Annotated in this window: 16 protein-coding genes and 1 riboswitch; of the genes, 12 read left to right on the top strand and 4 right to left on the bottom strand. The window is 63.9% G+C overall.

Going from position 1 to position 25,863, the window contains the following annotated elements:
• Positions 1-20 precede the first annotated feature (20 nt).
• The gene (locus HV670_RS09775; RefSeq protein ID WP_246257187.1) at positions 21-8,840 is read right to left on the bottom strand and encodes a glycoside hydrolase family 94 protein; all 8,820 of its coding nucleotides are present in this window, start codon (positions 8,838-8,840) and stop codon (positions 21-23) included.
• A gap of 554 nt (positions 8,841-9,394) precedes the next feature.
• Between HV670_RS09775 and HV670_RS09780 the strand changes: the two genes are divergently transcribed.
• The 6 genes from HV670_RS09780 to HV670_RS09805 all read left to right on the top strand — a co-directional run bounded on the left by HV670_RS09780 (position 9,395) and on the right by HV670_RS09805 (position 14,242).
• Positions 9,395-9,772: a hypothetical protein gene (locus HV670_RS09780; protein WP_175104567.1), complete on the top strand. Its 378-nt coding sequence runs from the start codon at positions 9,395-9,397 to the stop codon at positions 9,770-9,772.
• Positions 9,773-9,785: 13 nt separating this feature from the next.
• Complete coding sequence (locus HV670_RS09785) at positions 9,786-10,184, top strand: hypothetical protein (RefSeq protein ID WP_246257189.1); 399 nt, start codon at positions 9,786-9,788, stop codon at positions 10,182-10,184.
• Positions 10,185-10,302: 118 nt separating this feature from the next.
• Entirely contained in the window at positions 10,303-10,746 is a 444-nt protein-coding gene (locus tag HV670_RS09790; protein ID WP_425511408.1) for a lytic transglycosylase domain-containing protein, read from the top strand.
• A gap of 696 nt (positions 10,747-11,442) precedes the next feature.
• Complete coding sequence (locus HV670_RS09795; RefSeq protein ID WP_175104568.1) at positions 11,443-12,180, top strand: copper homeostasis protein CutC; 738 nt, start codon at positions 11,443-11,445, stop codon at positions 12,178-12,180.
• Between the two features lie 91 nt (positions 12,181-12,271).
• Positions 12,272-13,270 (top strand): aldo/keto reductase, encoded by a 999-nt coding sequence (locus tag HV670_RS09800; protein WP_175104569.1) that lies wholly within the window; start codon positions 12,272-12,274, stop codon positions 13,268-13,270.
• Positions 13,271-13,420: 150 nt separating this feature from the next.
• Complete coding sequence (locus HV670_RS09805; RefSeq protein ID WP_175104570.1) at positions 13,421-14,242, top strand: NAD-dependent epimerase/dehydratase family protein; 822 nt, start codon at positions 13,421-13,423, stop codon at positions 14,240-14,242.
• Between the two features lie 43 nt (positions 14,243-14,285).
• Here the strand turns inward: HV670_RS09805 and HV670_RS09810 are convergent, their stop codons facing one another.
• Both HV670_RS09810 and HV670_RS09815 read right to left on the bottom strand, forming a co-directional pair.
• On the bottom strand, positions 14,286-15,248 hold the full coding sequence (locus tag HV670_RS09810; protein WP_175104571.1) for a sugar kinase: 963 nt from the start codon (positions 15,246-15,248) through the stop codon (positions 14,286-14,288).
• Between the two features lie 102 nt (positions 15,249-15,350).
• The gene (locus HV670_RS09815; RefSeq protein WP_175104572.1) at positions 15,351-16,256 is read right to left on the bottom strand and encodes a LysR family transcriptional regulator; all 906 of its coding nucleotides are present in this window, start codon (positions 16,254-16,256) and stop codon (positions 15,351-15,353) included.
• Positions 16,257-16,402: 146 nt separating this feature from the next.
• Here HV670_RS09815 and hmgA point away from each other — a divergent pair, with 146 nt between their 5' ends.
• Together hmgA and fahA are read left to right on the top strand one after the other, a co-directional pair.
• A complete protein-coding gene (gene hmgA / locus HV670_RS09820; protein ID WP_217478398.1) occupies positions 16,403-17,716 on the top strand; it encodes a homogentisate 1,2-dioxygenase in 1,314 nt (437 codons plus the stop codon).
• Entirely contained in the window at positions 17,713-19,050 is a 1,338-nt protein-coding gene (gene fahA / locus HV670_RS09825) for a fumarylacetoacetase (RefSeq protein ID WP_175104574.1), read from the top strand. Before hmgA ends, fahA begins: the two co-directional genes overlap by 4 nt.
• 159 nt (positions 19,051-19,209) lie before the next feature.
• On the opposite strand, the gene maiA is transcribed toward fahA, so the two are convergent.
• Positions 19,210-19,923 carry a maleylacetoacetate isomerase gene (gene maiA / locus HV670_RS09830; RefSeq protein ID WP_175104602.1) on the bottom strand — a complete coding sequence of 238 codons (714 nt, stop codon included), beginning with the start codon at positions 19,921-19,923 and terminating at the stop codon, positions 19,210-19,212.
• A 305-nt stretch (positions 19,924-20,228) separates the two neighbouring features.
• A riboswitch (FMN riboswitch) is annotated at positions 20,229-20,385 on the top strand.
• A 67-nt stretch (positions 20,386-20,452) separates the two neighbouring features.
• Here maiA and HV670_RS09835 point away from each other — a divergent pair.
• The 4 genes from HV670_RS09835 to HV670_RS09850 all read left to right on the top strand — a co-directional run.
• Entirely contained in the window at positions 20,453-20,959 is a 507-nt protein-coding gene (locus HV670_RS09835) for a 6,7-dimethyl-8-ribityllumazine synthase (protein WP_217478399.1), read from the top strand.
• Positions 20,960-21,169: 210 nt separating this feature from the next.
• A complete protein-coding gene (locus tag HV670_RS09840; protein WP_175104576.1) occupies positions 21,170-22,561 on the top strand; it encodes an ethanolamine ammonia-lyase subunit EutB in 1,392 nt (463 codons plus the stop codon).
• A 44-nt stretch (positions 22,562-22,605) separates the two neighbouring features.
• Complete coding sequence (eutC, locus tag HV670_RS09845) at positions 22,606-23,478, top strand: ethanolamine ammonia-lyase subunit EutC (protein WP_175104577.1); 873 nt, start codon at positions 22,606-22,608, stop codon at positions 23,476-23,478.
• Positions 23,479-23,914: 436 nt separating this feature from the next.
• Positions 23,915-25,863, top strand: a 1,949-nt coding sequence (locus tag HV670_RS09850) for an autotransporter-associated beta strand repeat-containing protein (RefSeq protein WP_175104578.1), incomplete at its 3' end; no start/stop codon positions are given.

Here is a 25,863-nt window from a genome sequence, read left to right on the forward strand (position 1 = left end):
ACCGGGCACCTCCCCACCGATCACTGCCGCGCCGAACCGCCATGCCGTCGATCGATTTCGATCCGGTGAACGCCGCCATCGTCAAGCAGCCGCACTTCCCCGTCGTCCTGAAGCACACCGTCGACCGACACGCGCTCGTCACCCGCGCCTTCGGCTGTCTGCCGGACCGCGATCTCATAGACGGTCTCGCCGAAACGATAGTGCATGCTGAACCCGGCCCACTCGACCGGCAACACCGGCTCGATGCGAAGCCGGTCACCGCGAACGTCGAGCCCCAGCAGCGATTCGAGAATCAGCCGGTACAACCAGCCGGCCGATCCCGTGTACCAGCTCCAGCCGCCGCGCCCCGCATGCGGCGCGACACCGTAAACATCGGCTGCGACGACGTACGGCTCGACCTTGTAGATCTCGATCCCCGCAGCGCTGCCCGTATGGTTGACCGGATTGATCATGTGCAATAGCGCCCACGCCTGAGCGCCCTCCCCGAGCGCCGCAAAGGCCATGGTCGCCCAGACCGCCGCATGCGTGTACTGGCCGCCGTTTTCACGCACGCCGGGGACATAGCCCTTGATATAGCCGGGATCGAGCGTGCCGTGATCGAATGGCGGATCGAGCAGCTGGATCAGGCCGACATCGCGCCGCACGAGATGCTGATCAAGCGAGCGCATCGCTTCGCGCGCACGGTCGTCTGGCGCGGCACCCGAGAGCACCGACCAGCTTTGCACGATCGAGTCGATCCGGCATTCATCGTTTGCCGAGGAACCGAGCGGCGTGCCATCGTCGAAGTAGGCGCGCCGATACCAGGCGCCATCCCAGCCGTGCAATTCGAGATTGTCACGCAGGGTCCGTGCCTGCGTCTCGCACCGTTCGGCAAACGCGGAGTCCCCATGCTCGTGCGCGGTACAAGCGAAATCACGCAAGACTTCATAGAGGAAGAAACCGAGCCAGACACTTTCTCCCTTCCCCTTGTCGCCGACCCGGTTCATGCCGTCGTTCCAGTCGCCGCTGCCGATCAGTGGCAGGCCCTGAGCACCTCGTGGCGAAGCATGCTCGATCGCGCGCACACAATGCTGGTATAGCGTTTCGCGCAGACCCGAGCGCGTCGGCAAATCGTAGTACGACTCCTCGCCGGGGTTGAGTGGCCGGCCCTCGAGATAGGCGACCGGTTCGTCGAGCACGCTGCGGTCCCCGGTTACGCGCACATAGCGGCTCGTCGCGAGCGCGAGCCACAGATAGTCATCCGAACACTGCGTGCGCACACCGCGCTCGATCGGCGGATGCCACCAGTGCTGCACGTCGCCCTGCGGATATTGGTGCGCGGCGCTCACGAGCAGATGCTCGCGGACCCGGGCCGGGCTGGCATGGACCATCGCCATCACGTCCTGCAACTGGTCCCGGAAACCGAACGCCCCGCCCGACTGGTAATAACCGCTGCGTGCCCAGAGACGGCACGCGATCACCTGGTACATGAGCCAGCCGTTGGCGAGCATATTGGTCGCGACATCGGGTGTGGCGATCTGGACACTGCCGAGCGTCTGTTGCCAGTGAGCGCGCACAGCCTCGAGCGCGTTGGCCGCAGCAAGCGCACCGCGCTGCCGCTGCACGAGATCGCGCGTCGAGTCGGCATCGCGTCCGGCACCGAGCCGAAAGACGATCTCGTGGCTGTCGTCGTCGTTCAGCTCGAATACCGTCTGCACCGCGCCGCACGGATCGAGCCCGGCGCCCGTGCGGCCCGAGAGACGCGCCCGCGACATCGCCGCGGGCGCGCGCAGGTTGCCATTGCGGCCGATGAATTCTGTACGGTCTCCTGTAACACTTCGCGCGGGCATGTCGATATCGAAGAATGCGACTGCTTCCGTGAATTCAATCGAATACCGGTTGTGCGCGCTAAGGGTGCCGCCCAGGGGATCGTACTCGGTCACGACGTGCATGGCCGACTTGTCGCGCAGATCGCCGAGCACCCACTCGACGTAGCCGGTCGCTGACAGCCGGCGCGGCCGTCCCGACCGGTTGTACACCTTGAGCACCGAGAACTTGATCGGCGCATCGAGCGCGACGTAGACCCAGAGCTCGCTGTGGATGCCGTCTTCCTCATGTTCGAAGACGCTGTAGCCGAAACCATGGCGCGTCGTGTAGCCGCCCTGTCCCGGAATCGGCAACGGTGTCGGCGACCAGTAGCGGCCCGTCTCTTCGTCGCGCAGATAGAATGCCTCGCCGCTCGCGTCGCAGACCGGATCGTTGTGCCACGGCGTCAGCCGATACTCATGCGCGTTCTCGCTCCAGGTGTAAGCGCCCCCGCTTTCCGAAATGACGCTGCCAAAGCCGGGGTTCGCAAGCACATTGGCCCACGGCGCCGGCGTCGCGTCGCCGGGTTCCAGCCCGATCACATACTCGGTGCCGTCGGCGGAAAAGCCGCCGTAAGGGTTAGGCAGCACAAGGCCACTCGAAGCCGGATCGAAGCGCACGGTGCGCGCCACGGGTGTTTCGCCCAAGCCGGCTCGCGTCGGTTCGAAGCGTGCCAGTGGCGTCTCGGCCCGGCGCCGGTAGAGTTGCTCGGCCAGACTGCCGCGTGTGTCCGCGACGACGATCCGCGCGACCGATTGCATGAGGACGCGGTCTTCGCGCGAGAGCTGCTGCGCCGGCCGCACGAAAATGCCGCCCGGCCTGTCGATGAGCGTCGCTTCGACGCCCGACGCGATCAGGCCCATGATCAGGTCCTGCAGATGCTGGCGATACCCCGCGTGATCCTCGTTCCAGATCACGAGGTCGACCGCAAGTCCCTTGAGACGCCAGTAGGCATGCGCCTGCACGAGCTGCCGCACGAGTTCGATATTGGCCGATTCGCTGATCTGCAGCAGCACGATCGGCAAGTCGCCCGAGATCGCCTGCCCCCAGAGACCGGACTGGCTGCGTTGGTTGGCGGCGAGCAGGCTCGCCTCGGCACGCATCGATGCGTTCGCATACAGGATCGAGGCAGCCATCTGTTCATAGAGCCGCGCATCGGACAGCGAGGTATTGAGCTGCCGCAATGAGACCTGGCTATGCGTCCATGCAAGGTCGAACACGCGGTCGGCCAGATGGCGGTCGCGATACTTGCCGATCAACTGCACGCAGTCGTCGCGACTCGCACCGAGCCCCGTCACGAAGTCGACGCTCGCCGACTGGCCGGCCTCGAGCGTCAGGCGGCAACGGATCGCGACGATCGGATCGAGCACCGAGCCTTCGCTGTTGGACAGTTGGCCCTCGCCATCGAGCCCGTCGCCGACTCGGCCTTGGGGCCGGCCGACGGGCCGGTCGTCCATCGCGGCCGGATCGGCCAGACTGCGGCCACGGCCGATGAATCGCGCGCGATCCGTCTCATACGAGATCGAATCGATATCGGTGCCATGCACGGCCAGCAGATGGAACATCCAGGGCACCGCTTCCTCGCTCGAGCGCGGCCGCCGTGTGCAGACGATGGCCTGGAGGGGCCGCAGCAACTCAGTCTGGATGAACAGCTTGTTGAATGCCGGATGCATCGCATCGGAAATCGCCGGCGCGAGCACGACCTCCGCATAGCTCGTGAGCTCGATCGTGCGCGTGGTGCGCGCGCGGTTCGTCACGTGAATACGACGAAGTTCGATATCGTCCTCGGGCGAGACGACGATCTCGGTGTGCGCGTCGAAGTCGCGTTCGCGCACGCGGAATTCGGCGCGCGAGTCGGAGAAGATCGCCTCGTAGAGTTCGGGGCGACGCAGCGTCGGCTGGTGGGCGGTCGACCAGAACGCGCCGCTCACGACATCGCGCAAATAGCAGAACGCGCCGAAAAGATCGCTGGTGATGTCCTCGTGCCAGCGCGTGAGCGCGATTTCGCGACAGCGGCTGTACCCGCCGCCCGCGCTGCTGACCATCACATGGTAGCGACCGTTGGACAACAACTGGACGGCCGGGCGATGAAGATCCGGATCGGTGAAGACGCGCAGCTGCGTCTCGGGCTGGCGTATCGCCGCATCGACGTCGGAGAGGCCGGCTGCATGCAGATACGGCGAGGCCGTCTTCGGCAGACGCTCCTGGAGCAGCAGTGCCGCGGCCTGGAACTGCGGATCGGACGCGAAGCGCCGCTGCATGGGTTGATCGAGCAGCACGCTCGCGAGCGCGAGCAGGCTCATGCCCTGATGGTGAGCCATGAATGACCGGACCACCACCGAGGTCTGACCGCGCGGCAAACGTGCCGGCGTGAAATCGACCGCCTCGTGCAGCCCGAAACGCCCCGCGAGGCCTTCGGCCGCGAGACGCTGGAGATTACGGCAGGCCGCGTCGGGCGCGACCATCAGCGCAAGTGCCGATGCGTAGGGCGCGACGACCAGATCCTCGCCGAGCCCGCGTTTGAGGCCGAGCCCCGGCACGCCGAACGCGCGGTACTGATAGTTGAGCTGGGCATCGAGCAGGTTGTAACCAGACTCGGACACGCCCCACGGCAGGCCGAGCTGGTGGCCGTATTCGATCTGCCGCGCGACCGCGGCGCGGCAGGTCTGCTCGAGGAGGGTGCCTTCGAGGCTCGGCATCACGAGCATCGGCATCAGGTACTCGAACATCGAGCCGGTCCACGACAGCAGGACCGGCGTACCGCCGGTCGTTGTCAACAGGCGGCCGAGACTGAACCACCCTTCCTGCGGCACCAGCCCCTGCGCGATGGCGACGAAGCTCGTGAGCCGCGCCTCGGAGGCGAGCAGATCGTAGAAGCCTGTATCGACTCGCCGCTCGTCGACGTTGTAGCCGATCGACAGCAGATGACGCCGCGCATCGTAGAGAAACTCGAGATCCATCGTCGCAAGCTCCCCGGCCAGTTGCGCGAGCCGCATGGCGGTCGCGATGCGTTCGGCCGCCATGCGCTGCACAAACGCCACACGTTCGCGTGTCGCCTCGGGCCACGCCTTCGCATCGATACACGCGAGTTCGCGCCAGGTCGGCACGGCCTCCTGAACGGTTATTTCAGAAGGATGGCCGCCGGCTCGAGATTCGCCTCCGCGTACGGACGGCAACACGAAATAATTCAGTTCCTCGCACAAATCGACACATTGCGCGACCAGTGCGTGGAGCCAGAACTCGGCATCGCTATCGGGTCTGACGTCGAGCATCGGCGCCATCTCCCTCGCCCTGGCGAGCAGGCGCTCGAGGCTCGCGAGGGCTGCCTCGAGCGAGCGTGGCGCCCGTGCGAGCGTCACCCGCAGCTCCGCGCGCATCGCCTCGGCCGCTTGCTCGTCGCTACCGGCCGCCCGCAAGGCCTCCTGCAGGATCGCGAGCGTGTCGCCGAGTCCGTCGAGCTGGCCCATGTCGAAAACGGGATCGTCGGGCAGTGCAAGCAGGCCCGGCCGCAGTGTCAGAAGATGGCCGGCGAGATTTCCGCTGTCGACGGTCGACACGTACTGTGGCCGCAGCGGCTTCAAGGTCTGCGTGTCGTACCAGTTGTAGAAATGCTGGCGATGGCGTTCGAGCGTGACCATCGTCGCGAATGTGCGGTCCAGACGATCGAGCAGCCGCCCTCCACTCAGAAAGCCGAAGTCGTAGGCCGCCAGATGGGCGAGCAGCGACAGGCCGATATTGGTCGGCGAAGTCCGGCGCGCGACGACGGCGACCGGCTGCTCCTGCATATTGTCGGGCGGCAGCCAGTTGTTTTCGGGTCCGACGTGGTGATCGAAAAACGCCCAGGTCTTGCGCGCGAGGATGCGGAGAAACACTCGATCTTTTGCCGAAGGAACAAAGGCCGCATGCGACGAGGCGCGGCTGACCCACCAGGCGGCTGCGGGGGACCCCAGCCAGAGCACGATCAAAGGCAGCGCGGCAGCAGGGGAAATTCGCAATACGGCGAGCGCGGCAAGCGTCAGTACGCCGAGCGCCGGTCCCATCCACATCGTCCGGTAGAGACCCGCGAGTTCGTTGTTCTGGGTGCGTTCGACTTCGCGCGACGAATTCCATTGCAGCAGCAAGCGCCGGCTGACGAGCATACGCCACAGCGTGCGTGCAATCGCATCGAGGCTGTAGAACGCTTCGTGCGGAAGCCAGGCGAGCGTCAATACGGTACGCGCGAGTTGTTGCCACGCCGCCCGCAACGAAACCGACAGATGCTGCGCGACACTCAGGTCGCCAGGCTTGCGGCCCGCGGCATGGAGTGCCATGAGCGCCATCGGACCGAACACGAAGGCCAGCATCAGCAGGGTCCACGATGCGAGATCGGCCATGCCGAGCCAGCCGCTCAGGAGCATCACGACGAGCGCGGCCGGCACGAGACTGCGGCGCAGATTGTCGGCGATCTTCCAGCGCGAGAGCGCGGACAGGGGATTGCGCTCGACACCGTGCTGCTCCGTCGGCGCCCAGGGCGAGGCCCAGAACATGAGCTGCCAGTCGCCGCGAATCCAGCGGTGCCGACGCGTCGCATCGGCAACGTAGCGCGCGGGGTATTCCTCGTAGAGTTGTACGTCGCTGAGCAGGCCGGAACGCGCATAGCACCCCTCGACGAGATCGTGGCTCAGGATGCGGTTGTGCGGAAAACGGCCGTCCAGCGCACGCTCGAACAGATCGACTTCGTAGATGCCCTTGCCGATGAACGAGCCTTCCCTGAACAGGTCCTGATACACGTCGGAGACGGTGCGCGTATAAGGATCGATGCCCGCATCGCTACCGAACAGCTGCGCATACAGGGAGCGGGCGGTGCTCGGCAGGCTGATACCGACACGCGGTTGCAGGATCGCATAACCCGAGCTCACGCGGCCACTGCGCGCATCGTAAACGGCGCGGTTCAGCGGGTGCGCGATGGCACCGACAAATTGGCGGGCGGCATCGCGCGGCAACTGGGTATCCGTGTCGAGCGAAATCACATATCGGATCTGCGGCAGTATCGCGGTCTCGCCGACGACCAGCGCGAAATGGTCCTGACCCGTGCCTCGCAGCAAAGCGTTGAGTTCGGCGATCTTGCCGCGCTTGCGCTCCTGGCCCATCCAGGTGTTCTCGGCCGCATTCCACCGGCGCGGACGGTGAAACAGGAAGAAGCGGTCGGCCTCTCCCACATATTTCGCGTTGAGCGAGTCGATCAGTTCGCGCGCGTGGATCAGAAGCGGCGCGTCCTGTGGGAGCGTTTCGGACTGGGCATCCAGGAAATCGGTCAGCAAGGCGAAATGCAGGTGCGCATCGCGATTCGCCAGAAAACGGACTTCGAGTCCTTCGACGAGGTCTTCGAGATCGGATGTCGACGCGAGCAGCGTCGGAACGACCACGAGCGTGCGCGCATGCGCGGGTACGCCTTCGCTGTAGTCGAGCCGCGGCAGCACATCCGGCCGCACCGTCAACGTCACGAGCCAGTTGACCAGTGCGAGCGCGGCGCTGCCGCTCACGAGCAGCGCGGGAATCGCGAGCAGCGCCAGTGCATAGCCATGCCAGCCGCTGATACTGGCGAGATGATAGAACGGCGTTGCAAGCAGGAGCGTCAGTGCGAAGGCGAGTCCGAGGTAGATCGACAGGGGCGAGTCTTCGAGTTCGCGCTCCCATCTTTCGCTGAGCGTCACCCGGACCGCGATCTTGCGTTCGAGCTCCGGCAGGCCGCGGCCGACCAGGTAGTAGCCGATATGGGCCTGCACCTTGTCTGGAGCGCCTGCATCTTGCGGGGGCGCCGCGCTCGCCGCTGCATTCGCAGCCGCTGTTGCGAGCCCCAGGGCCGCACGCGCAACGGTCTCTTCCGACTCGGCACTGTTTCTCGACAGACGTTCGATCACATGGCGATAGTGATCGCGCGTCGCAAAGTCCATATCGCCGTAGACCTGCGCGGGATCGTCGCGCAGCACATGCTCGACCACGCTCATGCGCTCGACGAACTCCTTCCAGTCGGCTGCCGCGAGCAGGCGCAGACTACCGATGCAGTTGCTGATCGACACCTGATCAGTGGCCTGCTGCTGTGCTTCGATCTGCACGAGATGCTCGATCGTCAGGCCTGACTCGGACAGCAGTTGCTCGATCCAGGTCAGCGGCAGGGCGAGCGTCGCGCTCTGGCCCCGGAGCCTGCGCGCGAGCTCGGCGACGAAGGAACTCGCCATCGGCGGATCGGAACGGGCCATGTCGGCGACGGTGAGCACGACGCTCTTGGGATCGAGTTCGGCGGTCTGCGTCATGCGATCGGCCCAACTTACCGCCAAATTCCGGTCCTTGAGGTCCGACATCACCCGCGTGGCGACGCGCCGCAGGTTCTCGATCAGTGCGAACCGCAACATGATCGGGATCGCCCAGAGCTCGCCGAGCTTGAGCGGCGTAATCGTCTGATAGGCCGCGATGAAACGGCTCAGGCTTTCGATGTCGACACGCCCGTCACCATGCGAAATTGTCTCGAGCGCGATGTCGTAAACGCGCGGCGAGCCGCTTGACGGACCGTTCGCGAGCCGTGGCAGTTCACGGCTGTAGCCCTCGGGCAAATGCTGGCGCGCGGTGCGGATCTGATCTTCGATCAGATAGTAGTTGTCGAGCAGCCATTCGGCGGCGGGCGTCGGGCGGCGGCTCGAAACAGTCGCGGCGGTCAGCATTTCGCAGCTGCTCGCGAGCATCGTCTCGTTGTCGCTGAGGCGGGCGAGCAGCCCGTCGGTGGCCGACGCCGCACTCAATCGGTGTTGCCGCGCGAGATGCTGACCGTGGTGCTCCATCTGGTCCGCACTGAACAGCTCCGAGCGCAGCAGAGGCTCGACATCCGTTACGCCGTTTGACGCTCTCCAGGTATGAAATCGCGCAACGAGAGAGGGGACAAACGAAAAGCGAAATGAGTGGAACGGGCGGAGAAGATGAAACTTGTCCATCGTGACCTTGAGCTGCGTGAGAGCGCACACCCCGACGGCCTGTCGAGCGTCGTCCGGTGAGTGCGGTAAAGGTCATGGGCCGCAAACACCGATGAACGAACGCGAAGTCTCGTGAGATCCGCGCGAGGCCTAGGCCGGCGCACTCGTGCCCCGCGAAACGAAGGCAGATACCGTGCGGCCTGTCCGACTGTATACCGTCGCGCGCGGATGTAAAGACAATCCTGCAGCACGCCCGTGCCGCAATCCCCCCGACGCAACCTGCGAAGGCCGTGTGCAGCTTCATCCGAGCGCCCCCGAGTCGACAGCCTGAACGCTGCGCTCACGCTCGCCCTGGCCGGCCAGACCCAGCCCGCCGACCCAAGGAATCCGCTCAAGAGCGCCGCCTGGCGCGGCGCCTCCCGTCCACCGCCGCGCGCCCGGAAAGATTTCAGGCCGATCGCGCGGCCCGGCTGAATTCGCTCTTCATCCCCCTCTTTTGAGTCAGATCTCAGGATTTTTGTTCGTGGACTGCATTCGCCTATCAAGTTCGCTTCGGGCCTGCCGATAGACAGACTTGACGTTTGGATACTCGAGAGGAGCGACTTGTGAAGCAGCGCGCATGCTCTGCGGTTCTCATCGTGCTGGCCTTGGCGGGATGCGCGCAACTGCCCGCGGTCACCGAGACGAAACCGGAGAAACCCGCACCGGTGCCCGGCGAGGTATTGAGCTTCACCATTCCGCCGGATGCGCTCGGCGCGCACGACCCGCAATTGTCGGCCGTGCTCGCGAAGGCCGGTTCACTGGCGGCCGCGCAGCAGCGTCCGACGACCGTACGTGTGACAGCGCTGGCCCAGGACTTCAAGTATCTGAACCAGGCAATCTGGAGAGGCGTGCCCGCCCAGCGGACTTCCGAGGTGAGCCTCGAGAACCTGACGGCAGGCATGAACGAGTCGTACAGCGTGTCGATCAAGACGACGCCATAGGGACGTGAGGTTCATGAATCGACTCAAGGGATCGGCCATCAGCCTGGTGCTGGCGCTTGCGTCAGCCGCCGCGCTGGCTGGCCAGTACGAGGGGAAACCGCAGGTGGCCGCGGTGACGACCAGTCCCGCGGCGGTGCATAGCGCGCCAGCTCCGGCGGTGCCAGCGGCCGTGGTCGCGAATGCGCCACCCGCGGCCGACAAGGTTTATCCGCCGCTGCCGTCGCTGTCGATGCTGCCGCCTTCGACGGGTCCGGACGAGACCCCTGCCCCGCGCGGCTCATCGCGCAGGCGGACGGCTTCGGCCACTGCCCGGAAGGCGGAGATGCCGTCGGTGCGGCTGGTGGTATCCGATGCGTCCCACGCCTATCTCGACTCGGTCGAGCATCAGATCGACCAGGCTTTGCTGAAGTAAGGAAACACCGTTAAAGGCGAGAGCGTAGGGCAGCCCATCATCCCGGGAGACGTGAGTCGTGGCGATCGAAGGACAGACTTTTGCGCCGGTTTTGCACCGGCGACTGAAGCAGGTGCGGATTCGGGCATGGGCATGGCTGGCACTCGTGTTCGCCTTGCCGTGCGGCATCGCGCAGGCGGGCGACTGTTTCATGCAGGCGGCGGTCTACCAGGGCGTGAATCCATCGATCCTCCGCGCGATCGCGTGGTACGAGTCGAAGGGCGATCCGAGCGTCGTCAACCGGAATGCAAACGGCTCGGTGGACGTCGGTCAGTTGCAGATCAATTCGATCCATTTCGGCGATCTCGCCCGCGCCGGCGTACCGCAACGCGCGCTGACCGACCCGTGCGTGAACGTCTTCGTCGCTTCATGGCTGCTCAAGCAGAAGATGGTCAAGTATGGCAACACGTGGCGCGCGATCGGCGCGTATCACTCGGAATCGCCGAAATTGCGCGATGCGTATGCGCACAGCATTCAGCAGATTCTCGTCCAATGGGGCGAGTTGCAGGTTTCGGCTCAGTAACAATAAAAGACGGACCAGCCGTTACGGGGCGTAATGAGTATGCAAGGCAGTAACGGATAGTCGTGTTTGTTTCCGTGTTTTATGGTGGGAAACTGCGTTCGGGGGATCGCAGTTTCAAGTTGCTGTTGAAGGCGGTTGTGGTGGTGCTTTGAGGTCAGTAGTCGATGTTCAAGGGTAGTGGTTTGGGAGTGAAGTTCGACGTTTCGGGGGAAATAGTCGTTCAGGGAAGCAGCGGAAGTACGTTGCGGAAGGTACGTTGCGGAAGTTGCAGGTGTTTTGGGTTGTAGAAGCACAATAGTAGAAGTACAGGTAGTAGAAACACACGGGGTAGTGCCGTAGTGGGAACGAAGGGTCTCGGGGGGCGGCGCCCCCCTGGGACCTTTCCAAACCCCTCGGCGCCCTCGCCCATCGATGAAAAACCTATCACTCAGCGTGGCCACCACGCGCACTTGCGCCCGAATCTCCACAGTTCGATCACTGTAAGCGGCGCAATATCAATTCGCAAAAAACGAGGCCGGCGGCGAAGTATGGAAGCCCATTGAGGCAACCCGTGCATGCGCGTAAAATACTCGCTCCACGAGTCTCGGAAGCCGATGCAAACCCGGCGCGGTCGGGCCACTGTGATCGGCAGTTGAAAGCCAGACCCGATGGTTTCAGCGCCTCTCGCGGCGCATGCACCCCCTGGAGAGATCTCTCATGAGCCAAACCGGGTCTCGAGCAAGCGTGACCACGCTCGAGGTTTGCGTCGATTCGGCAGCCGGCCTGCTTGTCGCGGGCGCGGCGCCGATCGCGCGCATCGAACTCTGCGGGCCGCTCGCGGTCGGCGGGACCACACCGTCCCTCGGTCTCATGCGGGCAGCCTCACGCGTGCCCGTGCCGGTCTACGCGATGATCCGGCCGCGCGACGGCGACTTCGTTTTCGACGAAGAAGACGAAGCCATCATGATCGCGGACATCCATGCGGCCAAGGCGGCCGGTCTCGCGGGTGTCGTGCTCGGAGCGAGCCGACCCGATGGGACCCTCGACGCGGCGCTCCTCGCTCGCCTGAGCGCCGAATGCGAAGGACTGGGACGTACGCTGCACCGCGCTTTCGATCTTGCCCCCGATCCGCTCGAAGCCATCGAGACCGCCATCGAACTGGGCTTCGAACGCGTGCTCACGTCAGGGCGCGCGCTCAACGCGAGCGAGGGCGCATTCGTTCTTGCCACACTCCAGCGGCACGCCGCGGGGCGCATCTCCGTCATGGCTGGCGCGGGCATCACACCCGGCAACGTCGGCGCGCTCGTTCATGCGACGGGCGTGGGCGAAGTCCACGCCTCGTGCCGTTCGCCGGCCGAAGGCGGCAGCCCCGATGTACGCCGCTTCGGCTTCGAGACCTCCCGGCTGCGCACAGACCGTGCCGTGATCGACGCCATGCTGAACGTGCTCGGCTAGTCGAAGCGACACCCAACGCGGCGCGCGAATTGACGCTATCCTTTTCAATTCGCGTGTACGGCATCACGCCCCACCCTCACAGGAACCAAGAATGCAATACCGGAAATTCGGCGGCACCGGCCTGACAGTCTCCCGTCTGTGCCTCGGCACAATGACCTTCGGCCTGCAAACGCAAGAAGACGTTTCGCATGCCATTCTCGACAAGGCGAGCGACGCGGGCGTGAACTTCATCGACACCGCGGACGTGTATCCGCTCGGCGGCGACGAAAGCGCGGCCGGCCGCACGGAGGAGATCGTCGGCCGCTGGCTCAAGGGACGACGCGATCGCTTCATCCTCGCCACCAAGGCTTGTGGCAAGGTTGGCCCTTCGGAGTGGGACCAGGGTGCTTCGCGCAAACACCTGCTCGATGCGATCGACGCGTCGCTGCGCCGGCTCGGCACCGACTATGTGGATCTTTATCAGTTGCACTCCGACGACCCGCATACCCCGCTCGACGAAACGCTCCGTGCGCTCGACACGATCGTGCAATCGGGCAAGGCGCGCTATATTGGTGTATCGAATTTCCTCGCCTACCGGCTCGCACGTGCGCTCGGCCGCGCCGATGTGCTGGGCCTCGCGCGCTTCGTGTGCGTCCAGCCGCGCTACAACCTGCTGTTCCGTCAGATCGAACGTGAGCTGCTGCCGCTCGTCAGCGAAGAACAGCTCGCCGTCATCCCTTACAACCCGCTCGCGGGCGGCCTGCTGACCGGCAAGCATCGCCACGACGCCGCACCGTCCGAAGGACGTTTTACCACGGCCACCGTCGGCAACGCCGGCGCGATGTATCAGCAACGCTACTGGCACGAGCGTGAGTTCGCGACCATCGACAAGCTGCGCGAACTCGCCCAGTCGAGCGGCGAATCGTTGACCAAGCTCAGCGTCGCGTGGGTGCTCGCCAATCCGGTCGTGACGTCGGCGATCATCGGCGCGAGCCGTCCCGACCAGTTGACCGATACCCTCGCGGCTGTCGATCTCACGCTCGATGATGGACTCAAGGCGCAGCTCGACGACACGACGATCGAGTATCGCTGGGGCGACGCGGCACGATAGGAAGGGGTGGCCCGGTCTGCAAAGCGGACCGGTGAGTTGGCCTGCGAGATGGAACTGCAGCCAGCGAATCGAGTCTTCGAATCAGACTTGAGCAGAACCGGGCTAGCAGGCCCCGAAAATGCACAATCAACGTTGGGAAATCCACCACCCATGAAGAAGATTGCATTGAGCGGCGCCGCCGGCCAGCTCGGTACCGTGCTGCGCGCGGCGCTGATCAAACGAGGCACGGTACTGCGTTCAGCGGGCGCACCCGATCCGCGCGAGCCGCTCACGCCGCTCGCCGCCGACGAAGAAGTGATGCACGGCGACCTCGGCGATCCGGCCGTGGTCGACCGCCTGCTCGAAGGCGTCGACGTGCTGATCCATCTTGCGGGCACGAGCGTCGAACGCCCTTTGCCGGAAATCATCGACAATAATCTGCGTGCGCTCGTCGAAGTCTACGAAGGGGCTCGCCGGCACAAAGTCCGCCGCATCGTATTCGCCAGTTCGAACCATGCGATCGGCATGTACCCCGTGGAAGAGAAGCTTGCGCTCGACTGCGAACTGCGGCCCGACAGCTTCTATGGACTCAGCAAGGCGTGGGGCGAGGCACTCGCGCGCATGTATTGGGACAAGCACGGTATCGAAAGCATCTGCGTGCGTATCGGCAGCTGTATCGACAAACCGACCGAGTTCCGCCACCTGAGCACGTGGTTCGGGCACGAAGACCTGTTCCACCTGGTCGACCGTTGCATTGATGCGCCCGATGTCGGCTTCCTCGTCGTCTGGGGTGTCTCGAACAACACCCGCAACTATTGGGATACTGCGGGTGCCGAACGGCTCGGCTTCGCGCCTCGCCAGAATGCCGAGGACTATGCAGCCGAAATCCTCGCGCTGCCGAACCCGATCGATGCGATCGGACAGCGTTATCAGGGCGGCACTTTCGCGAGCCACGACTTCACGCCGGAACAGGATCGCAGGCAGCCCCGTTGAGCCTGGTGCAACCGTAACCGCGACGACAGTCGCTGCGACGATTTCACAGCACGACGCCTTCCAGCTCCGCGCGGGTCGGAAGGCCTTCGCAGTCACCCATGAACTGGACCACGCGCGCGCCGATCAGTGTGCCGCGCTCGACCGCATGGGCGAGCGTCAGGCCGTCGAGCAAGCCGCTGATCACGCCGACCGCGAAGCCGTCGCCAGCGCCGACCGTGTCGACGACCCGGCTCGCGGGCACCGGCACGCCCGCGACCCGTCCGCTTTCCGTGCCGTTCGTGAAATAGGCACCCGCGGGTCCGAGCTTGATGACGACCGCCGAGGCGCCGAGATCGAGATAGAACCGCGCGATGTCCGCGGGCTCGGTGTAGCCCGTCAGCAGGCGCCCTTCCCCGAGGCCCGGCATCACGAGATCGCCGAGGGCCGCAAGCGCGTGGGTACCGTCGATCATCGCCTGCGTCGAGGACCAGAGACGCGGGCGCAGGTTCGGGTCGAACGACACTGTCTTGCCGGCCGCCCTCGCTTCACGCGCGAGATGAACGGTAAGCTCGCGCGCGCTGTCCGAGAGCGCTGCGCTAATCCCGGTCAGATGGACATGCCGCCCCTGCAGGCAATAATCGGCCGCATAGTCGGCCAGGCTGAGCCGGCTCGCCGCCGACCCGCGCCGGAAATATTCGACATGAGGATCGCTGCCGTCGTCGCTGCGCGTCTTGAACATCAGGCCCGTCGGATAGACCTCGTCGAGCGCGACGTGGGAGCGGTCGATCCCCTCGTGGTCGAGCGCCGCGAGCAAGAACCGGCCGATCGAATCATTGCCGACACGACTCAGATAGCCGACGCCGAAGCCCAGCCGCGCCAGACCGATGGCGACGTTCAGCTCGGCACCCGCGGTGATTTTCTGAAATTGCCCGCAGTGTTCGAGCGGACCGGGCTGCAAGGCGGCAAACAGCGCCATCGCTTCGCCGCAGGTCACGACATCGAGCGAGGATGAGTGGGAACGAGGCATGGTGCAGGGTCGTAGGAACGCGAACGTTGGATGGACGGTAGCAAGGATACAGGCTTGGCCTCATGGGATGCACGACGCCCCAACTCGACGTTCGTTCGCGGACTATTCGTTGAATTCGCTGGCGATCAGTCCGCGCAGCCATCGATGTCCGGTGTCGTGATGGAAGCGCCGGTGCCAGAATGTATTGGTCTGTAGAAGCGGCAGCTTGAGAGGCGGCTTGACGAATGAAAGGCCGAACGAAGCAGCAATGCTGTCGGCCAGCTTGCGCGGCACGGTTGCGACTAGCTCGCCCTGCGCGACGATCAGCGGCACCGCGAGAAACCCCGGGACCTCGACGGGCGCCCTTGCGCGAATGCCGGCTTTCTCGAGCAATTGCGCGATGCGATCGTAAGGGCTCGTCGATTCCGCCACCCATACATGGCGTGCCGCGCGAAAGCGCTCCAGGGTCAGCGGGCTTCTCCCGAGCTCATGATCTATGCGGAACACCGTCACACATTCCTGACGGAACAGCCGCTGCTGGTAATAGCTGTCCGAGAAATCATTGTTCGCGCCGATCGCAAGATCGATCAGCCCGTCGGCCATCGCATTCGACAATGCCCTGTCACCGGATCTCACGACGCTGATGCGAACCTGTGGCGCGAGTTCCGCACAGCGTGCCGTGAGCCGGGGCATGAAGTAGACCTCGGCAACATCCGTCATCGCGATCGTGAAGCGCCGCAGGCTGGTCGCGGGATCGAACGCCTCGCGGTGGTGATTGAACGTATCCTGCAATTGCGACAACGCACTCGAGACGGGGCCGGAGAGTTCCTCGGCGAGCGGAGTCGGCAGCATCCCCCCCGGCGTGCGCACGAACAATGCGTCGTCGAATGTCGTGCGCAGACGCGCGAGCGCATTGCTGACTGCCGGCTGTGACAAGCCAAGATTTTGCGCCGCGGCGGAGATCCCGCGCGTGTGCAGCACCTCGAGAAAAACCACCAGCAAATTGAGGTCGAGTTCTCGCAAGTTCACGAAGCGTGCCTATTCATAATGTGAATGCTGATTATTTTACCACCTGCATTCTCAGTGACAGTCTTTGACCGGATAATCGTGCAACGTGCATGAAAAGCCGGGTCCCGCATCCGGGCGGCCCGGTCCCGAATCGAACGGAGACACAGATGGACGCATCGTCAAGCTTGCGATACCAATCCGGTTTCGCCAATCACTTCGCGACAGAGGCATTGCCGGGTGCCCTGCCCGTCGGCCAGAATTCGCCGCAGCAATGCCCGTACGGCCTGTATGCCGAACAACTCACGGGCACTGCGTTCACCGCACCGCGCCATCAGAACCGCCGTTCCTGGCTCTATCGGATTCGTCCGGCTGCCGCACACCGTCCCTTCGAGGTCCGCGCGAACGAACGCGTGGTCAGCCGCTTCGACACGCTGCCGACACCCCCGAACCAGTTGCGCTGGGATCCCTTGCCACTGCCTGATGCCGATATGCCCCGCGATTTCGTCGACGGCCTCGTCACCATGGCAGGCAATGGCGGCCCGGATGCGCAGGTCGGGGTGGGGATCCATATGTATGCCGCCAACCGCTCGATGCAGGGCCGCTATTTCTATAATGCCGACGGCGAGATGCTGATCGTCCCCGAACAGGGTCGTCTGCGTTTCGCTACCGAAATGGGCGTGCTCGAAGCCGAGCCGCAGCAGATCGTCGTGATTCCGCGTGGGGTGCGTTTTCGTGTCGAACTGCTCGACGGGACCGCGCGCGGGTACGTCTGCGAGAACTACGGGGCGCCTTTTCGCTTGCCGGATCTCGGCCCGATCGGCTCGAACTCGCTCGCGAATCCGCGCGACTTCAACACGCCGGTAGCGGCGTACGAGGATATCGAAGGCGACTTCACACTCGTCGCCAAATTCCTCGGCGGCTTCTGGGAAGCCGCGATCGGCCACTCGCCGCTCGACGTGGTCGCGTGGCACGGCAACTACGCACCCTATCAATACGATCTGCGTAACTTCAATACGATCGGCTCGATCAGCTTCGACCATCCGGACCCGTCGATCTTCCTCGTGCTGACCTCGCCGTCGGATACCCCGGGCGTAGGCAACGCCGACTTCGTGATCTTTCCGCCCCGCTGGCTCGCGGCCGAGCGCACGTTCAGGCCACCCTGGTTCCACCGCAATGTCGCCAACGAGTTCATGGGCCTCATCACGGGCGTCTATGATGCGAAGGCTGAAGGTTTCCAGCCCGGCGGCGCAAGCCTGCATAACTGCATGAGCGGCCATGGCCCCGATGCGGCAACTTTCGAGCGCGCGAGCCACGCCGATGTCAGCATGCCGCACAAGGTCGACTCGACCATGGCCTTCATGTTCGAGACACGGCTCGTCATCCGTCCGACTGCCTTCGCGCTCGAATCCGCCCAGCTTCAGGCCGACTACTTCCGCTGCTGGCTCGACCTCAGGAAACACTTCAATCCGGAACAACCATGATCTATCGGCTTAACGAAACCCACGACAACAAGCTGCGCAGCTGGGTCGAATCCGCCAACGCGCCAGGTTGCGACTTTCCGGTCCAGAACCTGCCCTACGGCGTGTTTCGGCGCCGGGGCAGTATCGAGGAATTCCGCATCGGCGTCGCCATCGGCGCGCAGATTCTCGATCTTCGCAAGGCCTATGCGGCGGGTGCATTCGACGACACGGACGAACTCACGCTGTCAGCGATCGAGGCGGCCCGTGCATCGACGCTCAATGAACTCATGGCACTCGGCCCCGATGCATGGCAGGCGCTGCGCCTTGCTGTGTCGCGCCTGCTGCGCGAGGCCTCGCCGGCCCAGGTCACGCTGCGCCAGGCCTTGCTGCCCCAGGACGAGGCCGAATACAGCCTGCCGGCGAAGATCGGCGACTATACCGATTTCTACACATCGATCCATCATGCGACCGCGGTCGGCAGCCTGTTCCGGCCCGACGCACCGCTGCTGCCGAACTACAAGTGGGTGCCGATCGGCTATCACGGGCGCGCCTCGTCGATCGGTATATCGGGGCAGCGCGTGCGGCGGCCGATGGGACAAATCAAGCCGACCGGAGAGGACAGCCCCTCGCTCGCGCCGAGCGCGCGGCTCGACTTCGAACTTGAGGTCGGCATCCTGCTCGGCGGCGGCAATTCGCTCGGCGAGCCCGTGCCGATCGACGAGGCCGAATCGAAGATTTTCGGCCTGTGCCTGCTCAACGACTGGTCGGCGCGCGATATCCAGGCGTGGGAATATCAGCCACTCGGCCCGTTTCTGTCGAAGAACTTCGCGACGACGATTTCGCCGTGGATCGTCACGCTCGACGCACTGACGCCGTTCCGGACCCCATGGAGCCGACCGGCGGGTGATCCTCTGCCGCTGCCCTATCTGGATTCGCCCGCGACGCGCAGCCTTGCGGGCCTCGATATCGATCTCGAAGTGCTGATCCAGACAGCGCGGATGCGCGAGCGGAATGAAGCGCCGCAGAGGCTGTCACGATCGAACTTCAAGCATTCGTACTGGAGTGTGTCGCAGTTGGTTACACATCACACGGTCAGCGGCTGCAATCTCCAGGCGGGTGACCTGCTCGGCTCCGGCACGCAATCCGGTCCGGCGCCCGCGGAGGCTGGCTCCCTGCTCGAGCTGTCGAACGGCGGACGCAAGCCGGTGGCATTGAACAATGGCGAGCAACGTTCTTTTCTCGAGGACGGCGACACCGTGGTCCTGCGCGCCTGGGCTGACAAGGCCGGCTTTGCGAGGATCGGCTTCGGCGAGGCAAGCGGGACAATCGTCGAGGCAGTCAATGTAAAGCCGTGAGAGGCCCCCGACGCTGACGATACGAGGTCAGGGGTGGCGGTTAGTGTCCGTTCGTAGCGTATCAGCTGCGGCACAACGGACTCAGCTGTACTTCGGAGCTGCGACGTAGGTCGCAGCTCCGCTCGGCGATCAGGCGCCGTATTTCAGCCTCCGCTCATCTCACTCCGCGTCGACCTGATTCCCAGGCGCCGCGCGCACGAACGCCTCGATTTCTCCTGCCGCGGCGGCAATCCGCTGGATCGTCGGATACACATCGAGCGGCACGCCCATGCGCTCCGCATTGAAGACCTGTGGCACCAGGCAGAGGTCGGCGATGGTCGGTGTATCGCCGAAACACAGGCGCCCCACCCTCCCGCCCGGCCCGGCTTCACGTGCAAGGCGCGTCTCCAGCGCGGCGAAGCCGGTCTCGATCCAGTGCCGGTACCACGCATTCTTTTGATCGTCGCTGACGCCCAGTGTCTTCTTCAAATAGAAGAGGACACGCAGGTTGTCGAGCGGATGAATATCGCAGGCGATCTGCATGGCGATCGACCTCACATACGCACGATCGGCCGGGGCGCGCGGCAACAATGGCGGCTCGGGCCGGGTTTCCTCCAGGTACTCGACGATGGCGAGCGACTGGGTGAGCGGATCACCTTCGTCCTCGATCAGCACGGGAACGAGCGCCTCGGGGTTCAGCTCGACATAGCGCGGGGCGCGTTGCTGGCCGCCATCGCGCAGGAGATGGATCGGCACATAGTCGTATGGAAGTCCTTTGAGGCCGAGCGCGATGCGAACTCGGTAAGCCGCGGAACTGCGGAAGTAGCTATAGAGTGTAAGCGCGCGCGCCTGTTCGGCGTCGCCGCTCTGTGTGTTCGCCTGGCTTTCAATCATCATGTTTTCTCTCGGATGTCTCTGCCGCAGTGCTACCTTGGGTTCTTGTCTGTCCTGAGCTGCGGCTTCCGGAAGGATCACCACGGCCACGAACGGCCGGGAAATCGCTCCGCCTCAAGAAGGTACGCGAAGCACGGAGCGTTGCGCAAGATCAAGCCGAAGGTATTGCACATAGACGAGGTCGTCGCGGTGTTCCAGACTGGGACGAGCCGCGATGGCAGGCCACGGAATAGTTTAAACACGCGGCTCCTCCTACGTCCTCTCGAACCCTGTGATAAATTGCGGACTGCGGTGTCGAACATCGCAAGCGTTCTCAGGGCGGGGTGCAATTCCCCACCGGCGGTAATCGCGTCGTAGACGCGTAGCCCGCGAGCGCTTGCCGGCGAGGTCCTGTCGGCAAGGTCAGCAGACCCGGTGTGATTCCGGGGCCGACGGTCATAGTCCGGATGAGAGAGAGCGGGGATTCAACGCGTAGCAATGCGCGGCTTGGCCCTGTGCGCCCTTTTTCTTTTCTCACAGGATTTGCCAAGTGTCCAATACTTCTTCGCGTCAGCCTTCATCCTCTCCCCGCATCGCGTTCATTCAGGCCGGCTGGCATCGCGATATCGTCGACCAGTGCCGTGTCGCCTTTGTCGAAGAACTCGAACGCGCCGGCTATGCCGCATCGGACTGCGATTTCTTTGAAGTCGCGGGTGCTTTCGAGATTCCGCTGCACGCCAAGCTCCTCGCGAAGAGCGGGAAATACGCGGCTGTCGTGGGTGCCGCGCTGGTCGTCGATGGCGGCATCTACCGCCATGAATTCGTTGCGCAAGCCGTGGTTTCAGGCCTGATGCAGGTACAGCTCGAAACTGAAACGCCGGTGCTGTCCGCCGTGCTGACGCCGCATCAGTTCCACGGCTCGCCCGAGCATGTGCAATTCTTCCACGAACACTTCCTCGTCAAAGGCCAGGAAGCAGCCCGCGCGTGCATCGATACCATGCAAAAGGTCGCATCGCTGCGCGGCGCGCGTGCCGAGGTCAGCGCGATCGCGGCCTAAGTACCAACAGCGTTAAAAAACCAGAGGGAACCCCGCAGAGCGAGTGGCGCATTCCTTGTGCGCGTCTCAAGGGGTTCACAACGGCGGCGTAGTCAGGATCGCCACGATCTGCTGCGCCGGCCGACGGGCTGTTTTCGAGGAATAAAAAAGCGTCGCATGAAGGGCGAGCCCGGTGCAAACTGATGGGAGGCACGCAAACAGGGACCGGCCATGAGCTACGCGGAGACGATCGGGAGCAGGACCTACCGGTTCGACGACCTGAGGACGCTGCTGGCAAAGGCCAGTCCGCTGCGCTCGGGCGACCAGCTCGCGGGCCTGTGCGCGGCCACGGAGGAAGAGCGCGTGGCGGCCAGGATGGCGCTCGCGCAGCTCCCGTTGCGTGCCTTCCTGAACGAGGCGCTGATTCCCTACGAAGAAGACGAAGTCACCCGGATGATCGTCGACGATCATTCGGCCGCCGCCTTCTCCGAGATCTCGCATCTGACGGTCGGGGATTTTCGCAACTGGCTCCTCGCGGACACGACCTCTTCCGCCGCGCTGATCCGGATCGCACCGGGCCTCACGCCCGAAATGGTCGCAGCCGTGTCGAAGCTCATGCGCAATCAGGATCTGATCCTCGCCGCGAAAAAGCGGCCCGTGATCACCCGTTTCCGCAATACCGTCGGCCTGCCCGGGCACATGTCCGTGCGGCTGCAACCCAATCATCCGACCGACGACGTAAAGGGCATCGCGGCTTCGATGCTCGACGGACTCATGTACGGCTGCGGCGACGCGATGATCGGCATCAATCCCGCCACCGATTCGCTCAATGCGATCACGAAGCTGCTCGTGATGGTCGACGAGTTCCGCCAACGCTACAACGTGCCGACACAGTCCTGTGTGCTGACCCACCTCACCAGCACGATCGCGGCGATCGAGCACGGCGCGCCCGTCGATCTCGTGTTCCAGTCGATCGCCGGGACTCAAAAGGCCAACGAGAGCTTCGGGATTTCGCTCGCCCTCCTCCAGGAAGCCTATGAGGCAGGGCTGTCGCTCAAGCGCGGCACGGTCGGCGACAACCTCATGTACTTCGAGACCGGCCAAGGTAGCGCCCTGTCGGCAAATGCCCATCACGGCATCGACCAACAGACCTGCGAAGTGCGCGCGTACGCCGTCGCACGCAAGTTCAAGCCCTTTCTGACCAACACCGTCGTGGGCTTCATTGGCCCGGAATATCTCTACGACGGCCGGCAGATCATCCGCGCGGGGCTCGAAGACCATTTCTGCGGCAAGCTTCTCGGCGTGCCGATGGGCTGCGACATCTGCTACACCAATCATGCTGAGGTCGATCAGGACGATATGGACAATCTGCTGACGCTGCTCGGCGTTGCGAACGTCAATTTCATCATGGGCGTTCCCGGTGCCGACGACGTCATGCTGAACTACCAAAGCACCTCGTTTCACGACGCGCTCTACGTGCGCAGCGTGCTCAAGCTGCGGCGCGCACCGGAGTTCGAGGCGTGGCTCGAAAGCATGCAGATCGCGGACAACCAGGGCGCTCTGCTCTCGCAGCCGACGCGGGTTCCACTGCTCGACGGTGCGCGGGAATGGATGGACAGCTAGACGACGAACTAGACGACGGGTCATTTCGAAAGAACGGGCGTGCGATGGAAGAACCACACAAACCTGTAGCCTGCGTTCCCGTGCCGGACACGGATGCCGAGGCCGCCGATGCCGACGCGCCGCCTACATCTTCAGCCGGCGTGAACGCCAATTCTTGGGACGTGCTGCGACGTTTCACGCGTGCGCGGATTGCGCTTGGCCGCGCAGGCAACAGCTTGCCGACTACACCACTGCTCGAGTTCAATCTCGCGCACGCGCAGGCGCGCGATGCCGTGCATCAGCCGCTCGATCCCGGCCCCCTGCACGAGGCGCTGCGCGAGGCGGGTTTTCAGACGCTCGACGTGGAAAGTGCCGCACCCGATCGCGCGCACTATCTGCGGCGTCCGGATCTCGGCCGAACACTGAGCGACGAGAGCGTGGCGCATCTCGCGGACTATGCAGGTACGATGAACAGCACACCGGACGTGGTGTATGTCGTCGCGGACGGACTGTCGGCCTTTGCGGCGGCACGTCACGCGCTGCCTCTGCTGCGTGCCGTGCACGCAAGACTCGAAGGCTGGAATGTCGGTCCGGTGGTGGTCGCACGGCAAGCGCGGGTGGCGCTCGGAGACGACATCGGCGAGCGCCTGCGCGCGCGCATGGTCGTCATGCTGATCGGCGAGCGGCCAGGCCTCAGTTCGCCGGACAGCCTGGGTCTCTATCTGACCTACGGCCCGCGCGTCGGCCGCAGCGACGCCGAACGCAACTGCATTTCCAATGTACGTCCTGAAGGACTCGGCTACGAGCAGGCCGCGTTCAAATTGCACTACCTGATGACGCATGCGCGCCAGCTCTCATTGACGGGCGTGGGTTTGAAGGACGACAGCGACAGGCTGCTCATGGCACCGCCGGACACCCCCGACTGCGCACTCCAATAACCGCATCCCATGCAACTGATTAAGTCAGCTTAATAGCGGCATCGGTATGAAATGTTAAAAAGAGTGGCATGACCAGGCGCCGATCAGCTATCGAAAATTAAATCGATTCACTCCCAATATCATCCAATTAGTCTGATTTCATATTTTACTTAATACAACATAATCGTTAAATAACATCAAACGCCAAAAATTTATTGCCACACCCTGTAAGATCAGCGCTCCCTGCATTGGCACCCCTTCCTCGGCGCGTCCATAGACCCTATGACGCAACGCCACAACGCTCATGGCGGACTTGAGGCGGAGCATGACAGGTTATTAAGAGCGTATATCAGAATACGGCAGCCATATGTTAAATTGTTCTTTCATTCCTGCTCGACCTCCATCACTCAATCAGACATTAAAATGCGTGGCATTAATCACCATGACGATTCCTGTATTGGCAACCCAACCGGCGCTTGCGCAGCAGGCCGTGTGGACTGGCCCTTTCGACGGAAGCTGGTTCACAGCCGGTAACTGGAGTACCGGTCAGATTCCGAATGCGTCAACCGATGTGGTGGTCCAAAACGGAATGCCCGTTATCAATGCAGATGGAGCGCAAGCGGCATCGGTGAGCGTCAGTAGCAATTCCATGCTGACCATGAACGGAGCCAATATTGGTGCGCTTGGCCACATCTTTGGTGGATCGCAAAGCGTCATACTCTTCACGGGTGCCTCATCCGCAGGCAATGCGGCGATCGAACTTGTCGGGGCCGAAATGGGCACATACGACGACGCCACCGCTGCCTTTTACGGAACGTCGACGGCATCAAGCGCGGTCATGAGCACCGCGAATCAAGCGCAAATCGGCTTCTACGAGGCCACCACCGCGGGTCAGGCCAGCATTTCCAGCCACGACGGCGGCTTGACCACGTTCAGGGACAATTCCAGCGCCGGAACCGCCCATATCAGCAACAATTCGGGTGGCCTCACGGCGTTTTTCGGAGACTCGTCCGCGGACACTGCCACGCTCGTCAACAATGCAGGCGGCACCCTGGACATCAGCCAGATGTCACAGAGTCTTAGAGTGGGTTCATTGTCAGGCGCAGGGAACGTCTACCTGGGTGCGAGCAATCTTGCCGTAGGCGGCCTGAATCAGGACGACGTCATAGCGGGTGTCATCAGCGACAGCGTGTCGCCACAGCTCACCGGCCTTCTTGTCGCCGCCGGTTCCCCCCTCCCCCCCTCAGTCGGGGGCTCACTGACCAAGGCAGGCACGGGCACGCTGACGCTTGCCGGTCAGAACACTTACACGGGCGGCACATCACTCAACGGCGGCGTGGTACAGGTCAGTGCCGACGAAAACCTCGGTGCCGCGACGGGCCCCCTCAGCTTCAACGGCGGCACGCTGCGCACGACGGCCGACATGACCATGAGCCGGGCAACCACGCTCGACACCGGCGGGGGCACCATCGATACGATGCCGGGAACGCAGCTGACCCAAAACGGCGTGATAGGCGGCACCGGTGCACTGACCAAGGCCGGCACCGGCACACTGACGCTTGCCGGTCAGAACACTTACGCGGGCGGCACCTCGCTTGACGGGGGCGTGGTACAGATCAGTGCCGACGAAAATCTCGGTGCCGCAACGGGCCCCCTCAGCTTCAACGGTGGCACGCTGCGCACGACCGCCGACATGACCATGAGCCGGGCCACCACGCTCGACACCGGCGGGGGCACCATCGATACGATGCCGGGAACGCAGCTGACCCAAAACGGCACGATAGGCGGCACCGGCGCGCTGACCAAAATCGGCACCGGCACGCTGACACTTGCCGGTCAGAACACTTACGCGGGCGGCACCTCGCTTGACGGGGGCGTGGTACAGGTCAGCGCCGACGCAAATCTCGGTGCCGCGACGGGTCCCCTCAGCTTCAACGGCGGCACGCTGCGCACGACCGCCGACATGACCATGAGCCGGGCCACCGCGCTCGACACCGGCGGGGGCACCATCGATACGATGCCGGGTACGCAGTTGACCCAAAACGGCACGATAGGCGGCACCGGCGTACTGACCAAGGCCGGCACCGGCACCTTGGTGCTCTCCGCAGCGAACGTCTATACGGGCGGCACATCACTCAACGGCGGCGTGGTACAGGTCAGTTCCGACGCAAATCTCGGTGCCGCGACGGGTCCCCTCAGCTTCAACGGCGGCACGCTGCGCACGACAGCCGACATGACCATGAGCCGGGCCACCACGCTCGACACCGGCGGGGGCACCATCGATACGATGCCAGCAACGCAGTTGACCCAAAACGGCGCGATAGACGGCACCGGTGCACTGACCAAGGCCGGCACCGGCACACTGACGCTTGCCGGTCAGAACACTTACACGGGCGGCACCTCGCT

This window comes from Pararobbsia alpina (assembly GCF_902859895.1).
Classification (GTDB): Bacteria; Pseudomonadota; Gammaproteobacteria; order Burkholderiales; family Burkholderiaceae; genus Pararobbsia; species Pararobbsia alpina.

Coding starts and splice junctions, on each gene's coding strand:
- HV670_RS09800 (WP_175104569.1), top strand. CDS start 12,272: ATGCAATACCGGAAATTCGGCGGCACCGGCCTGACAGTCTCCCGTCTG.
- HV670_RS09785 (WP_246257189.1), top strand. CDS start 9,786: ATGAATCGACTCAAGGGATCGGCCATCAGCCTGGTGCTGGCGCTTGCG.
- HV670_RS09805 (WP_175104570.1), top strand. CDS start 13,421: ATGAAGAAGATTGCATTGAGCGGCGCCGCCGGCCAGCTCGGTACCGTG.
- HV670_RS09840 (WP_175104576.1), top strand. CDS start 21,170: ATGAGCTACGCGGAGACGATCGGGAGCAGGACCTACCGGTTCGACGAC.
- HV670_RS09810 (WP_175104571.1), bottom strand. CDS start 15,248: ATGCCTCGTTCCCACTCATCCTCGCTCGATGTCGTGACCTGCGGCGAA.
- eutC (WP_175104577.1), top strand. CDS start 22,606: ATGGAAGAACCACACAAACCTGTAGCCTGCGTTCCCGTGCCGGACACG.
- HV670_RS09795 (WP_175104568.1), top strand. CDS start 11,443: ATGAGCCAAACCGGGTCTCGAGCAAGCGTGACCACGCTCGAGGTTTGC.
- fahA (WP_175104574.1), top strand. CDS start 17,713: ATGATCTATCGGCTTAACGAAACCCACGACAACAAGCTGCGCAGCTGG.
- maiA (WP_175104602.1), bottom strand. CDS start 19,923: ATGATTGAAAGCCAGGCGAACACACAGAGCGGCGACGCCGAACAGGCG.
- hmgA (WP_217478398.1), top strand. CDS start 16,403: ATGGACGCATCGTCAAGCTTGCGATACCAATCCGGTTTCGCCAATCAC.